Source organism: Yoonia sp., from assembly GCF_036007805.1.
GTDB lineage: Bacteria > Pseudomonadota > Alphaproteobacteria > Rhodobacterales > Rhodobacteraceae > Yoonia.
In genome coordinates, this window is sequence record NZ_DASYOK010000115.1 from 1 (window position 1) to 14,200 (window position 14,200).

Sequence of the window (14,200 nt, forward strand, 5' to 3'; positions counted from 1 at the left end):
TATAGGTCAAAATTGCTGACCTACAAAGCACAAAATAAATCAGATCGTGGTTTGCATAAAAACATCCGTTTCGGGTAATGTCTGTAAATCAAATACAAGAAATTATTTTCAAAAAGGCCGTTATGGACTGGGATAAACTAAGAATCTTTCACGCCGTCGCGGATGCGGGATCGCTGACGCACGCCGGAGATACACTGCACCTGTCGCAATCGGCGGTCAGCAGACAAATTCGTGCACTGGAAGAATCGCTGAACACAACACTGTTTCACCGCCATGCGCGCGGCCTGATCCTGACCGAACAGGGCGAGTTGTTGTTTGACGCCACCAAAAGCATGAACAAACGGCTTGAGGCCGCCTCGGCGCGCATCCGCGACAGCGAAGAGGAAGTGTTCGGCGAATTGCGCGTCACCACGACCACTGGCTTTGGCACGCTCTGGCTCGCGCCGCGCCTGCCAAAGCTTTACGAACTCTACCCTGATCTGAAAATCGACCTGATGCTGGAAGAACGCGTCCTTGACCTGCCCATGCGCGAGGCTGACGTGGCGATCCGCATGAAAGAACCCTCTCAGGCAGACCTGATCCGCAAGCGTCTGATGTCAGTCAGGATGCGTCTTTATGCGTCGAAAACCTATCTGGAAACTAATAGTGCGCCAGTCGAGATTTCGGATATTTCCAAACACAGGCTGATTTGCCAAAGCCTCAATTCAATCCAGGTCGCTGCCGGGGCTACACTGCTGCAACATCTCATGACCTATGAGATTCCCAACACCTTCACCGTGAATAACTATTTCGGCGTGCTGCAGGGCGTGATCAACGATATCGGCATCGGCGTGCTTCCGGACTATCTGACCGAGGATTTTCCCGATCTTGTCCGCGTCCTGCCGGATCTGGAAAGCGGCGAGGTGCCCGTTTTCCTGGCCTACCCCGAAGAATTGCGGCAATCCAAACGCATCGCGGCCTTCCGTGACTTCGTACAGGACGAGATTTTCACGCATCGGCGGAAAATGCGCGAAACCGCGGAGATATAGCGCGACGCAACCGCAAGCAGAATTATCGTTCGAAATCAGCGCCAAAGCCACCCACTCATGCGAGCAGGACCTCCAGCTATGCAGTGAGAGCATAGCGGCATTGCACAAATTCAACCCATTTTTTCTTGAATGGTCAAAAAACGCCCCCTATTTGATCTCTCGAAGGCGATGATGCGATAGCGCTCATCATCTTCACCTCCCTGTTGGACTTCGCCGGGCCTTGTGCCCGGCATTTTTTTTGGTGCAGCGCCGCCCGTGCAGGCATCCGGTAGATTCCCAACGCAGGCCTTTATATAGCACGCAAATCAACAGCTCTCTTTCCCTCCTACGCGCAACCCCGTAAAACACGCGCGACTCAAGCGCGGGGGACCAAGATGCAAGAGCCGGCAATCACCGAAGACCTGATCGCAGCCCATGGGCTTTCGCCCGATGAATATCAGCGCATCCTCGAGATCATCGACCGCGAACCGACCTTCACAGAACTCGGCATCTTTTCGGCAATGTGGAACGAGCATTGCTCTTACAAGTCGTCGAAGAAATGGCTGCGAACCCTGCCAACGACAGGCCCCCAAGTGATCTGTGGCCCCGGCGAAAACGCAGGTGTCGTTGACATCGGAGACGGACAAGCGGTGGTTTTCAAAATGGAAAGCCACAACCACCCCAGCTATATCGAACCTTACCAGGGGGCGGCCACAGGCGTCGGCGGCATCCTGCGTGATGTGTTTACCATGGGCGCGCGCCCGATTGCAGCGATGAATGCGCTCTCCTTCGGCGAACCGACACACCCCAAAACACGGCAGCTCGTCAACGGCGTGGTCGCCGGTGTCGGCGGCTATGGCAACTGTTTTGGCGTGCCCACCGTGGGCGGTGAAGTCCGCTTTGACCCCGCCTACAACGGCAACTGCCTGGTGAATGCATTCGCAGCAGGCCTCGCGGATGCGGACAAGATTTTCTACTCCGCAGCCTCCGGCATTGGCATGCCCGTGGTTTATTTGGGCGCCAAGACAGGCCGCGACGGTGTCGGCGGTGCGACAATGGCCAGCGCTGAATTCGACGACACCATCGAGGAAAAACGCCCCACCGTGCAGGTCGGTGATCCCTTCACCGAGAAACGCCTGATGGAAGCCACACTGGAACTGATGGCCACCGGCGCCGTGATCTCTATTCAGGATATGGGGGCCGCTGGTCTGACCTGCTCTGCCGTGGAAATGGGCGACAAAGGCGGGTTGGGTGTGAAACTGAACCTGAACGCCGTGCCCCAGCGTGAAGAGAATATGACCGCCTATGAGATGATGCTCTCGGAAAGCCAGGAGCGCATGTTGATGGTGCTCAAGCCCGAGCTTGAGGCCGAGGCCCGCGCCGTTTTCGTCAAATGGGACCTCGACTTTGCCATCGTTGGCGAAACAATCGCCGAAGACCGTTTCATCATCGAGCACAATGGCAAGATCATGGCCGATCTGCCCTTGGCCACCCTCTCCGGCTCTGCCCCCGAATACGACCGCCCGTGGGAACCCACACCCCCCGCCGCCCCATTGGGCGAGGTGCCGGGCGTGCGTCCCATCGACGGGCTGAAGGCGCTGATCAGCAGCCCCAACTATGCAGGCAAGCAATGGGTTTACGAGCAATATGACCAACAGGTCATGGGCGACACCGCGCGCACACCGGGTGCCGGGTCGGGCATCGTGCGGGTGCATGGCACCGAGAAATCGCTGGCCTTCACCTCTGACGTGACCCCCCGCTATGTTATGGCCAACCCCGTTGAAGGCGGCAAACAGGCGGTGGCCGAGGCCTACCGTAACCTCACGGCCGTAGGTGCCACCCCATTGGCAACCACCGACAACATGAACTTCGGCAACCCCGAGAAGCCGCGCATCATGGGGCAATTCGTCGGCGCGATCCAAGGCATCGGCGAGGCTGTCAAAGCGCTCGATATGCCGATCGTGTCGGGTAACGTCTCACTTTATAATGAAACCGACGGCAAGGGCATCCTGCCCACACCCACCATTGGTGCTGTCGGTATCATCCATCACCCCGATCACATGATCACCGGCAATATCCGGGAAGGCCATGTGCTGCTGGTGCTTGGCGAAACCGCAGGCCACCTCGGGCAATCCGCGCTGCTTGCCGAAGTTTACGGTCGCGCCGAAGGCGATGCGCCTCCCGTCGATCTTGCCGCAGAGAAAGCGCATGGTGATTTCATCCGCGCCAATCACGCCTATATCAAGGCTTGCACCGACCTCAGCGACGGTGGTCTGGCCCTTGCGGCCTTTGAGTTGGCCGAGGCGGCAGGGGTCGGGATCACGCTGGATGCCGAAGACACGCCCACCCTTTTTGGCGAGGATCAGGCGCGCTACCTGATCGCCTGCAACTTCGATCAGGCCGAAGCGCTGATGATCGCAGCCAGTCAGGCGGGCGTTCCGCTGGCGACCGTGGGCAAAGTGAGCGGCGACCACATCACATTCGGAAGCCAAAGCGCACCTCTGTCTGAACTCAGCGAGATATTCCGGACGTCTTTTGAAAACGCGGTCGCCTGATTATCATCTTGCCCAAAATACTCCCGCCGGAGGCATCCCCACTTGTCCCCCGGCGCAAGCGGCCCTAACTTAAAAACAAACGCACCAAAAGGACCGCAAATGCCTATCACCGCCTTCGAGATCGAGACCCTCTTGCGCGAAAGCTTCCCTGACGCCACAATCAACGTGCAGGGTGACGACGGGTCCCATTTTGCGGCCGAAGTTATCGACGAAAGCTTTCGTGGCAAGAACCGAGTGCAGCAACAACGCGCTGTCTATGCCGCACTTAAAGGCAAGATGGACGGCAGCAACGGCGAGTTGCATGCGTTGGCTTTGACAACCAAGGCGCCCAACTAGCCCAAATTTTTCAAAAATTTGGCCCAAAGTCTTCAAAGACTTTGACGCCAAGCAGGAGGACCGAAGAACATGACAGCCCAAGACAAGATCAAAGACACCGTCACAACCAATGATGTAGTTCTTTTCATGAAAGGCACCAAAAGCATGCCACAATGCGGTTTCTCGTCCCGTGTCGCGGGCGTTCTGAACTTCATGGGGGTCGAATTTGCCGACGTGAACGTGCTGGCAGATGACGACATCCGCCAAGGGATCAAGGACTACTCTGACTGGCCCACGATCCCGCAGCTTTACGTCAAAGGCGAATTCGTCGGCGGGTGCGACATTATCACGGAAATGACCCTCTCGGGCGAACTCGACACGCTGTTTTCAGAAAGCGGCGTCGCCTACGATAAAGACGCGGCCGAAAAGATCCGCGAAGCAAACAGCTAAGGAAGAAAGAGGCGGGCGGCCTGCCCGCCTTTTGTCTATCGCGCTTCGACCTGATCCGCCAAGGCTTCGGCGCGCGCTGCGATCTCGGCCAAAGCGTCGGTCACAGCCGCAGGCACCACAGGCACCTCGACACGCACAGGCGCCGGTGCGGGCTGGCTTTGCAGGGTTTCCATCTGCGCGCGCATGTTCGCGGCCTCTGTTTCCAATTGCCGCACCTTGTCTTCCAGACCTGCGGTTTTATCCGCCAGCATCAATCCTGCCATCAAAAGCATACGCCCCTCGGGCATCCGGCCAATCTGATCTGCCAGATGGCTGGCTTCCGCATCCAGCATTGCCGCTGCAGAATGCAGGAAATGCTCTTCACCGTCCTGACAGGCCACCTCAAAGGTCCGCCCCCCGATAGCAATCTCAACCTGCGGCATGGGATGTCTCCTCGATCAGGGGCTTCAACTCGTCCAATATGGCATCAATCTCGGCCGCATCGGCCGAACGCTGCGCGCTCAAAGCCTCGATTTCGGCATTGACCGCCGCATCATGCAATTCCGGCGCAAGGCCCGTGGTCACAGCCTCGCGCAGCTTTGCATTCATTTCTCGCAACTGCACGTTCGACGCGCGCAATTGCTGCAACTCCTCGTCCAGCTTCATCAGATGCTTGCTTTGTGTCTCGGCGCGCAGCGTCAGGCTGGCCACTTGTGTATCCTGCCGCTCTTTCAGCACACGGACACGTTCAACCAGTTCGGCGTTTTGCGCGCGCTCCTGATCAAGGGCCGCCTGCAGCGCGGGATCGGCGGCAGTCTGCCCAGCGGCGGCATCAAGGCCCTGCCTGATCCGGTCAAGCGCTGCGGTGATGCGGCTTTCCAATGTACTGATATCACTCATCCGCCCGTCCTTTCATGGCTTAACGGGCGTGCCCGTCTTTGCCATCGTCTTTGTAACCAGTTGTTTTTCGGCCCGACTGCCGCGGCCAAAAGAGCCGAATCGTGCCTGTTGCTGACAAGCGTATGCCATCGCTGTCCCTGCCGCAAACCACAGCGTGCCAAGAATATGAGTAACTTAGCCGTCACGCTTGATCTTGGGTTCGGTCCTGATATGACGCTGCCAACGCCTGACGTTCACCATTCGTAAATAGGACCTGATCACTTGGATATTGCAGCCCTGCGCACCGCACACCCCGACCACTGGATGAAAGCCACCGCCATCCGTACCCTCACGCTGGATGCGGTCGCCGCAGCGAACTCTGGCCACTCCGGCATGCCTATGGGCATGGCCGATGTGGCAACCGTGCTCTTTGAAAAGCACCTCAAGTTCGATCCCAAAGCGCCCGAGTGGCCCGATCGTGACCGTTTTATCCTGTCCGCAGGCCACGGCTCGATGCTGCTCTATTCCCTGATGTATCTGACCGGATACGAGGATATGCCGCTTGAGCAGATCAAGGATTTCCGCCAATGGGGTGCCCGCACCGCAGGCCACCCTGAGTTCGGCCATGCGCGCGGGATTGAGACCACGACAGGCCCATTGGGCCAAGGCATCGCCAATTCGGTCGGTTTCGCCATCGCCGAAGAAATCCAGCGCGCCACATGGGGCAAAAAGATCATTGATCACCACACCTACGTCATGGCCGGTGACGGCTGCCTGATGGAGGGCGTGAGCCAGGAAGCGATTGCACTGGCGGGCATGCAGAAACTGTCCCACCTGATCGTGTTCTGGGACAATAACAACATCACTATCGACGGCACCGTCGATATCGCCGACATCACCAACCAGCCGATGCGGTTCGAGGCCTCGGGCTGGCACGTCCAGTCCATCGACGGCCATGATCCCGAAGCCATCGACGCGGCCATCACGGCGGCCAAGAACGACCCCCGCCCCTCGATGATCGCCTGCAAAACCCATATCGCACTGGGCCACGCGGCACAGGACACCTCCAAAGGCCACGGCGCCCTGACCAACGCCGACCAGTTGAAAGCCGCAAAAGAGGCTTACGGCGCGCCGATGGGTGATTTCGAAGTCGCAGCCGATGCGCTGAAGCAATGGGCCGAAATCGGCGCACGCGGGGCCACAGCCCACAAAGAATGGCATGACCGTTTCAATGCGCTCTCGGCCAACAAACAGGCCGAGTTCAAGCGCATCTATGCAGGTGAAGCACCCAAGCGCCTGTCCGCCACGATCCGCGCGCTGAAAAAACAGATCAGCGAAGGCGCACCTTCGGTCGCAACCCGCAAATCATCGGAAATGACGCTCGAAGTCATCAACCCGATCATGCAGGAAACCATCGGCGGTTCGGCGGACCTGACAGGATCAAACAACACGCTGACCAAAGACATGGGCACCTTCCACCCCGATACCCGCAAGGGCCGTTACATCTATTACGGTGTGCGCGAACACGGGATGGCCGCAGCCATGAACGGTATGGCGCTGCACGGTGGTGCGCGCGCTTATGGCGGGACGTTCATGTGCTTTACCGATTATGCACGCGGCGCGATGCGTCTGTCCGCGCTGATGGGCGTGCCGACGACTTATGTCATGACACATGACAGCATCGGTCTTGGCGAAGACGGGCCCACACACCAGCCTGTCGAACACCTTGCCATGTTGCGGGCCACGCCGAACATGAATGTCTTCCGCCCTGCCGATACGGTGGAAACTGCAGAGGCCTGGGAAATCGCACTGACATCGCAAAAAACCCCCAGTGTGCTGGCCCTGACCCGTCAGAACCTGCCAACGGTCCGCACCGAGCATAAGAATAAGAACATGGTCGCCCAAGGCGCCTATGTGCTGGCCGATGCCGAAGGCAAACGCCAGGCGATCCTGCTGGCAACCGGCTCTGAGGTGTCTATCGCGATGGAAGCCCGCGATCTGCTGCAAGCGGAAGGCATCGGCACCCGCGTTGTGTCCATGCCGTGCTGGGAGCTGTTCGAAGAGCAAGAGGAAAGCTACCGCAAGCGCGTCCTGCCCGGTGGTCCTGTGCGCGTCGCGATCGAGGCGGGCATCCGCTTTGGCTGGGACCGCTGGTTGTTCGGCGAGCGCGGCAAGCGTGAAAAGTCGGGCTTTATCGGCATGCACGGCTTTGGCGCATCCGCCCCTGCCGAGCGTCTGTACAAGGAATTCGGGATCACCGCCGAAGATACGGCCGCCAAGGTGAAATCCCTGATTAAGTAAACAATTACTGCCACTGCGATGCCATGGATCAAGGTCCGCACCGCAGTGGCGACATTCGGGCGTGTCGCGTGCAGTTTTGCGCGGGAAGAACGCGACGCGCGCTTCAATTAGCGGCTGAACAGCACCGGAAACCAGTCTTCCCGCAGCTTTTGGCCGGGCACCATGTCATGCCCCGGAAAGGGTGGCGATGTTGGCCCCGGACGCGCGACATAGCGCGCATCATCGCCCAGCAAACGCAAGGAAAAGGCGCGGCGACGCGCCTTGGCCTCATTGCCACGCGCACCGTGCAGAATACGGTAATGAAACGCCACCGCATCGCCCGGTTCCATCGCGTATTCAACAATCTCCATCCCTTCCGCATCGGGATCGGGCACCGGCATGAAATCCTTGTCATCGGGATAAAAGTCCGTCTCTGACAGCCACCGCGTCGGCAAGACCTCTTTGGGCCATTTGTGTGATCCCGCAACGCAGCGCAGCGACGCTTCACGGACAGGATCAAGCGGCGACCAGAAACTCACGGTCTGCTGACCTTCGACAAAATAATAGGGGCTGTCCTGATGCCATGGCGTCGGCTTAGAGGTGCCGGGCTCTTTGACCAGCACATGATCATGGAAGAGCTGGCAGCTCTGCGACCCCATCAAATCGGCGGCCACCTCGGCGGCAGGCGAATGGCGGGCGGCATCTTCAAACGGGACAATCCGGTTCCAGTTGCAGTAATCGTCGAAAAAACGCCCGGCTTCACCGTCATGCAGGTTCTCGGCAGCATATGGGCCGGGTTCTGCCATATTGGTCGCGATGCCTTCCCGCAGCGGCTCTACCCAATCAGCAAACAGGCCCTTGATCAGGACCACCCCGTCACGCTGGTAAGTCTCGATATGGTCTTGTGTAATGAGCGGGTGCATCTGGTGTCCTTTCAGTTGCGCCATCTTACGAAATCAAAACATGATTCGACAGCCGCACTGATTGTTTGCGGTAACATCCCTTTGGTCCGCAAACGCGTTATCGCTAACATCGCATGTTATCGTTAACATATTGATGAATAACACGTTTTTCGTTCCCCTTGGACGTACACCTGCGTATACCACTTGCAACGACGACAGAGCGGCAAGGAACTCCAGCTATGACAGTGACCATCGGGATTAACGGGTTCGGGCGTATCGGACGCTGCACTTTGGCCCATATCACCGAGGCCGCGCGCAACGATGTGCAGGTCGTCAAGATCAACGCCACAGGCCCGATTGAAACCAACGCGCATCTGCTGAAATACGACAGCGTGCACGGCCGCTTTGGCAGCCCGATCACAGTGAAGGGCAACACGATGGATCTGGGTCGCGGCCCGATTGATGTGATGTCGACCTATGATCCCGAAGAGCTTGATTGGGATGGCGTCGATGTGGTGCTGGAATGTACCGGCAAGTTTAACGACGGCTTGAAATCCAACGTCCATCTCGCGCGCGGTGCGAAAAAGGTTCTGATCTCGGCCCCCGCCAAGAATGTGGACCGCACCGTTGTTTATGGCGTGAACCACCGCGATTTGCTGGCCACCGAAAACATGGTATCGAACGGGTCTTGCACAACCAACTGCCTTGCGCCGCTCGCCAAAGTTCTGAATGACGCCATCGGCATTGAACGCGGTATCATGACAACGATCCACAGCTACACCGGCGACCAGCCGACACTGGACCGCCGCCACAGCGACCTTTACCGCGCCCGTGCTGCGGCCATGGCGATGATCCCCACCTCCACTGGTGCCGCCAAAGCCTTGGGCGAGGTGCTGCCGGAACTCGCAGGCAAGCTCGACGGCACTGCCATACGTGTGCCAACCCCCAATGTCAGCGCCGTAGACCTGACGTTCGAGGCCGGCAAATCCGTGACCGTAGACGAGGTCAACGCCATCGTGGCCGAGGCCGCGGCCGGTTACATGGGCATGGTGATGTCCTATGATGACGAGGCGAAGGTTAGCATCGACTTCAACCACACCACCGAAAGCACGATCTTTGCACCGGATCAAACCAAGGTTGTCGGCGGCCGCACTGTGCGCGTGCTGGCATGGTACGACAACGAATGGGGCTTTTCGGCACGTATGGCCGATGTTGCGGCCACCATGGGGCGCTTGCATTAACCACAACCTGCAAGGCACAAAACTCTGCAAGCCCGCTCACGCGGGCTTTGCCATTTGTGCCATCTGGGCTAAAGCTCGGTCCATGACAAATACCATTGCCGTTCTTCTTGGTCTGTTCTTGGTCGCCCTGCTTGGTTTCGACTACTGGCAGTACGATGGGGCCAATGCGCTCTTTCTGGCGCGCAAATTTGTCGAACTTATCGAGTGGATGGCGTTTTGGCGCTAAAGGCGATCAACGGTTGACCTTTCCGTATAAATCGCAATGTTAGCGCCAACATTGACCCTGAGGAGAGTACCATGGCCGTCAAAGTAGCTATCAACGGATTTGGCCGCATCGGCCGCAACGTCCTGCGGGCAATCGTCGAAAGCGGACGCACCGATATCGAGGTTGTCGCGATCAACGATCTGGGACCGGTCGAGACCAACGCACACCTGCTCCGCTTTGACAGCGTACACGGGCGTTTCCCTGCCACTGTGACCACAACCGAAACCACCATCGACGTGGGCCGCGGACCGATTGAGGTGACCGCCATCCGCAACCCCGCAGACCTGCCTTGGTCGCACGTGGATGTTGTGATGGAATGCACCGGTATCTTCACCAGCAAAGAGGCTTGCCAGGCGCATCTTGATAACGGATCAAGCCGTGTTCTCATCTCGGCCCCTGGCAAGGACGCAGACAAAACAATCGTTTACGGCGTGAATGACGGGATGCTGACGGCCGACGATATCATCGTCTCGAACGCATCCTGCACGACTAACTGTCTGTCGCCCGTGGCCAAGGTCCTGAACGACGCAATCGGAATCACCAAAGGTTTCATGACCACAATCCACAGCTACACCGGCGACCAGCCGACGCTGGATACGATGCACAAAGACCTTTACCGCGCCCGTGCAGCCGCCCTGTCCATGATCCCCACCTCGACTGGTGCGGCCAAAGCCGTGGGCCTTGTGCTGCCGGAACTGAACGGCAGACTTGACGGTGTGGCGATCCGTGTGCCCACCCCGAATGTTTCGGTCGTGGACCTGACATTCGAGGCCAGCCGCGCCACGACGGTGGAAGAAGTGAACGCCGCCATCATCGCCGCCGCCGATGGCCCGTTGAAAGGCATTTTGGGCTACACCGACCTGCCACTGGTGAGCTCGGACTTCAACCATGACCCGCATTCCTCGATCTTCCACCTTGATCAAACTAAGGTGCTTGACGGCAACATGGTCCGGATCCTGACATGGTATGATAACGAATGGGGCTTCTCGAACCGCATGTCCGACACAGCCGTGGCGATGGGCAAGCTGATCTAGAATAGCCACCTTTGACGTGAAAAAGCCGGTCCTCTGGATCGGCTTTTTTTTGTGCAACTTGCAAAAACCGCCATGCAAAAGATGCATAACCGCTAGCGCTAACTGTCAGTTGTTCTGCGCTGCAGCATTGCTATCTGTAGTGCACGGAATGAAGCAAAACGCACACAAAGGAGCACGCATATGACCGTATTGAACACAGTTCGCACCGCCGTCCAGAAACGCGTGGCCTATAGCCGCCTGAAGTATGAACTGGCCTCAATGCCACTGGAAACAGCCATCGACCTTGGCATGTTCCGTGAGGACGCCGCGAAAATCGCAGCCAAATCGATCTACGGCTAAACGCCTACGAGCGCTGATAGAAGACCGGCCGCGCCTTCGGGTGCGGCTTTAGTTTTTGGGCAACCCGTTCAGGAAAGCATTGATCCTGTCCGGATACCCCGGCTGCCCCGCCAGATTATTATGGGTGGCACCTGCGACCTCATGGAAGGTGACAGACAGGCCCGCCACATCCATCGCGTTCGCCAATTGCCGACCATAGCCGATGGGGATCAGTTGATCGGCCGTGCCGTGCTGGATCAGAACCGATGCATTCAGAGCAGGCACATCGTCCAGCGACCGCCACTTCTGCACGAAGGGCAAATAGCAAGCTGGCAGATAGGACCCTTTGGTCATCAATGCGCAAAGCGTGGGATAGGGCGCATCAAGCAAGACCGCCGCCACATCACGCCGTGCCGCCACGTGAATGGCAAGCCCCGTGCCCAGCGAAAACCCGTGCACCACAATCGGCCCGTCATGCTGTGTGGCGAGCCAATCGTAAGCAGCCAGCGCATCAGCCTTGAGACCCTGTTCAGACGGGCGCCCCGCGATACCGGCCCCGCCCCTGTATTCCAGCGCCGCAACGGTCCTGCCCGCATCCTGATGTGCATCCAGCGAATAGGTGAAGTAGGCCAGCGACCCGCCATTGCCCATAAAGAACAACACCGCCAAGTCATCTTGGCCCTCAGAGATAGCAATGGAGATATCACGCTCTGACACGACCGCTTGGCGAAACGCAGGGTTCTCGAAGGCGTCAGCACCAAACGGGTAAATGATGCGCGGATGGGCAACCACCATCACAGCAGCATAGAGCAGATAGGTGCCAACCAGCATCCAGAGCCAGCTCAAACGCCAAACCGCTCTTTCAACGCGGCGTTGACGGCAGGTGTCACGAATTTAGACACATCCCCCCCAAGGCGCGCGATCTCTTTCACCAGCTTCGATGCAATCGCTTGATGCTGGGCCTCGGCCATCAGAAACACGGTCTCGATTGAATTATCCAGCACGCGGTTCATACCAACCATCTGATATTCATACTCAAAATCCGCCACCGCACGCAAACCGCGAATAATGATCGACGCTCCCACATCGCGGGCGCAATCAATCAGCAGGTTCTCGAACGGATGGGCCACGATTTCGCATCCGCCATCAACAGACAGATGCTTCACCTCGGCCTCGATCATCTCAACCCGCTCCTCGAGGGTAAACAACGGGCCTTTGTCACGGTTGATCGCTACACCAATGACAAGCCGATCCACCAGCGTGGCAGCACGGCGAATAATATCAACGTGGCCATGCGTGACCGGATCAAATGTGCCGGGGTAAAGTCCTACGCGCATGGCAAACCTCTTGCTGTTCGGTATTTTCGCCAAGCAACATTATTGCGCAGCAGAATGCAAGCGCAGCCTAGTGGCCCATAATCATGCTTTCGAGCGATTCTTTCTCCATCGCCAGTTGCGACAAACGGCCTTTGACCGCGTCCCCGATCGAAATAAGGCCGACCATCCGGCCCTCATCCATCACTGGCAGGTGGCGGAACCGCCCGGCGGTCATCATTTCCAGAACCTCAAGCGCCGAATTCGACGGGGTACAGGTGGTCAGCTTGGCCGTCATCAAGGCACTGACCGGATCGCTCAGACATGCCGCCCCGCGTTTGCCCAATTCACGCACGATATCACGCTCGGAAAGGATACCATCCAACGCCGCACCATCCGAAGACACCACAACAGTACCGATACGGTGTTCTGACAAGAGCTTGGCCGCATCGGCAACAGGGGACGCGGGCGTCACCGAAATCACACCGACCTCAGGTTTCGACTTCAACATTTGGGAAACTAACATGGGTGGACTCCTTGGTTCTCCTCCGGAATTTCAGCGTGTCAAACGGGGGGGCTTGCTGTCAAGCGTGCTGTGCGTTCCAGCCTCACAACTTCGTCCTGTATTCCCGCCCGCAGCGCCTGCGCAAATCGCGTCAACCGGTCAAGCCGCCGGTCCGAGGTATGCCGCACCAGATAGAACGACCGCGTCAGCGCCACCTGATCGGGCAACACCATCTGCACCTCGGGTGCGAAGGGTAGCGCGAAATCATGTACGATCCCGACGCCCGCCTGCCGGATCATCTGCAATTGCACCGCCACGGAATTCGACGCCATCTGTACGCCAGCGACATCAATAGCACTGAGGTAATCCAGCTCTTTGTCGAAAATCATATCCGGAATATAGCCCACGATCCGCCGGCCCTTCAGATCGGCCAGGCTCTGCAAAGGGGGCGCATCCGAACGCATCGCCAGATGCAATTGATAGTCCGTGATCTTCTGCACTGTCAGCCGTCCCGTGGCGGGCGGGCTGACAGTAATCGCCATATCTGCTTCGCGCCGCGAGAGGTTCACGACACGCGGCAGCGCCAGAATTTGCACCTCGAGATCAGGGTTTTTGGCCTGAATGGCGGCACAGACCTGCGGCAAGAGATAATTCGCCGCCCCGTCCGGCGCCCCGATCCGGATTTGCCCCGTCAGCCCTGCACGCTCGCCCTGCCCCTCATCGGCAATCCGTGCCAGATGTACCTCTGCCTCAGCCGCGCGTTCTTTCATCCGTTCACCCAGATCGGTCAACGCATAGCCCTGCGGTGATTTCACAAAAAGTGCGGCGCCCAGATTGCGCTCCAATCGCGCAATCCGGCGGCCCAAGGTTGAGGGGTCCATTTTGAGCACAGGTGCCGCCGCCGACAGTCCCTCGGCCCGCGCGACCGCCAGAAACACCCGCATATCATCCCAGTTTTCCATCGCGTCCTTGCATTTTTGCAAAATGATTTTGGGATATTGGTTCTTTTACGCGGAAAAACGCAAGGATATAGTCGCACCAAACCAATATTTGGAGGATCCCATGCAAGAGTTGACCCACTACATCAACGGCGAACACGTCAAAGGCACGTCCGGCCGTTTTGCCGACGTCTTCAACCCCGCCACCGGCGAAGTGCA

General features: G+C 58.2%; 16 protein-coding genes. 9 read left to right on the forward strand and 7 right to left on the reverse strand.

The genetic code is table 11. The features are described from left to right. Nucleotides 1-122 precede the first annotated feature (122 nt). From VGP75_RS06475 to grxD, 4 genes are all read left to right on the forward strand, one after another. Complete coding sequence (locus tag VGP75_RS06475) at nucleotides 123-1,028, forward strand: LysR family transcriptional regulator (RefSeq protein ID WP_327542872.1); 906 nt, start codon at nucleotides 123-125, stop codon at nucleotides 1,026-1,028. A gap of 374 nt (nucleotides 1,029-1,402) precedes the next feature. Continuing rightward, a complete protein-coding gene (gene purL, locus VGP75_RS06480; protein ID WP_327542873.1) occupies nucleotides 1,403-3,562 on the forward strand; it encodes a phosphoribosylformylglycinamidine synthase subunit PurL in 2,160 nt (719 codons plus the stop codon). A gap of 99 nt (nucleotides 3,563-3,661) precedes the next feature. Further along, on the forward strand, nucleotides 3,662-3,898 hold the full coding sequence (locus tag VGP75_RS06485) for a BolA/IbaG family iron-sulfur metabolism protein (RefSeq protein WP_327542874.1): 237 nt from the start codon (nucleotides 3,662-3,664) through the stop codon (nucleotides 3,896-3,898). Between the two features lie 69 nt (nucleotides 3,899-3,967). After that, nucleotides 3,968-4,327: a Grx4 family monothiol glutaredoxin gene (gene grxD / locus VGP75_RS06490; RefSeq protein ID WP_327542875.1), complete on the forward strand. Its 360-nt coding sequence runs from the start codon at nucleotides 3,968-3,970 to the stop codon at nucleotides 4,325-4,327. Nucleotides 4,328-4,362: 35 nt separating this feature from the next. Here grxD and VGP75_RS06495 read toward each other — a convergent pair whose 3' ends face one another. Beyond that, on the reverse strand, nucleotides 4,363-4,749 hold the full coding sequence (locus tag VGP75_RS06495) for a cell division protein ZapA (protein ID WP_055685513.1): 387 nt from the start codon (nucleotides 4,747-4,749) through the stop codon (nucleotides 4,363-4,365). Next, nucleotides 4,736-5,206, reverse strand: coding sequence for a hypothetical protein (locus VGP75_RS06500; RefSeq protein WP_327542876.1), 471 nt, complete (start codon nucleotides 5,204-5,206; stop codon nucleotides 4,736-4,738). The genes VGP75_RS06495 and VGP75_RS06500 overlap by 14 nt, the downstream gene beginning before the upstream one ends. 261 nt (nucleotides 5,207-5,467) lie before the next feature. Between VGP75_RS06500 and tkt the strand changes: the two genes are divergently transcribed. Next, nucleotides 5,468-7,486, forward strand: coding sequence for a transketolase (gene tkt, locus VGP75_RS06505; protein ID WP_327542877.1), 2,019 nt, complete (start codon nucleotides 5,468-5,470; stop codon nucleotides 7,484-7,486). Nucleotides 7,487-7,593: 107 nt separating this feature from the next. Here the strand turns inward: tkt and VGP75_RS06510 are convergent, their stop codons facing one another. Next, the gene (locus VGP75_RS06510) at nucleotides 7,594-8,388 is read right to left on the reverse strand and encodes a phytanoyl-CoA dioxygenase family protein (protein ID WP_327542878.1); all 795 of its coding nucleotides are present in this window, start codon (nucleotides 8,386-8,388) and stop codon (nucleotides 7,594-7,596) included. A 218-nt stretch (nucleotides 8,389-8,606) separates the two neighbouring features. On the opposite strand from VGP75_RS06510, the gene gap (VGP75_RS06515) reads away from it, so the two are divergent. The 4 genes from gap (VGP75_RS06515) to VGP75_RS06530 all read left to right on the forward strand — a co-directional run bounded on the left by gap (VGP75_RS06515) (nucleotide 8,607) and on the right by VGP75_RS06530 (nucleotide 11,246). After that, nucleotides 8,607-9,608: a type I glyceraldehyde-3-phosphate dehydrogenase gene (gene gap, locus VGP75_RS06515; RefSeq protein ID WP_327542879.1), complete on the forward strand. Its 1,002-nt coding sequence runs from the start codon at nucleotides 8,607-8,609 to the stop codon at nucleotides 9,606-9,608. Between the two features lie 82 nt (nucleotides 9,609-9,690). Then, a complete protein-coding gene (locus VGP75_RS06520; RefSeq protein ID WP_327542880.1) occupies nucleotides 9,691-9,834 on the forward strand; it encodes a hypothetical protein in 144 nt (47 codons plus the stop codon). A gap of 71 nt (nucleotides 9,835-9,905) precedes the next feature. Continuing rightward, nucleotides 9,906-10,907: a type I glyceraldehyde-3-phosphate dehydrogenase gene (gap, locus tag VGP75_RS06525; RefSeq protein ID WP_327542881.1), complete on the forward strand. Its 1,002-nt coding sequence runs from the start codon at nucleotides 9,906-9,908 to the stop codon at nucleotides 10,905-10,907. Between the two features lie 180 nt (nucleotides 10,908-11,087). Beyond that, entirely contained in the window at nucleotides 11,088-11,246 is a 159-nt protein-coding gene (locus VGP75_RS06530; RefSeq protein ID WP_327542882.1) for a hypothetical protein, read from the forward strand. Between the two features lie 48 nt (nucleotides 11,247-11,294). Here the strand turns inward: VGP75_RS06530 and VGP75_RS06535 are convergent, their stop codons facing one another. From VGP75_RS06535 to VGP75_RS06550, 4 genes are all read right to left on the reverse strand, one after another. Continuing rightward, nucleotides 11,295-12,071, reverse strand: coding sequence for an alpha/beta hydrolase (locus tag VGP75_RS06535; RefSeq protein WP_327542883.1), 777 nt, complete (start codon nucleotides 12,069-12,071; stop codon nucleotides 11,295-11,297). Beyond that, nucleotides 12,068-12,562 carry a pantetheine-phosphate adenylyltransferase gene (gene coaD / locus VGP75_RS06540; RefSeq protein ID WP_327542884.1) on the reverse strand — a complete coding sequence of 165 codons (495 nt, stop codon included), beginning with the start codon at nucleotides 12,560-12,562 and terminating at the stop codon, nucleotides 12,068-12,070. Before coaD ends, VGP75_RS06535 begins: the two co-directional genes overlap by 4 nt. Nucleotides 12,563-12,629: 67 nt before the next feature. Next, nucleotides 12,630-13,064: a CBS domain-containing protein gene (locus VGP75_RS06545; protein ID WP_327542885.1), complete on the reverse strand. Its 435-nt coding sequence runs from the start codon at nucleotides 13,062-13,064 to the stop codon at nucleotides 12,630-12,632. Nucleotides 13,065-13,102: 38 nt separating this feature from the next. Next, the gene (locus VGP75_RS06550; protein ID WP_327542886.1) at nucleotides 13,103-14,005 is read right to left on the reverse strand and encodes a LysR family transcriptional regulator; all 903 of its coding nucleotides are present in this window, start codon (nucleotides 14,003-14,005) and stop codon (nucleotides 13,103-13,105) included. Nucleotides 14,006-14,200: the final 195 nt, after the last annotated feature.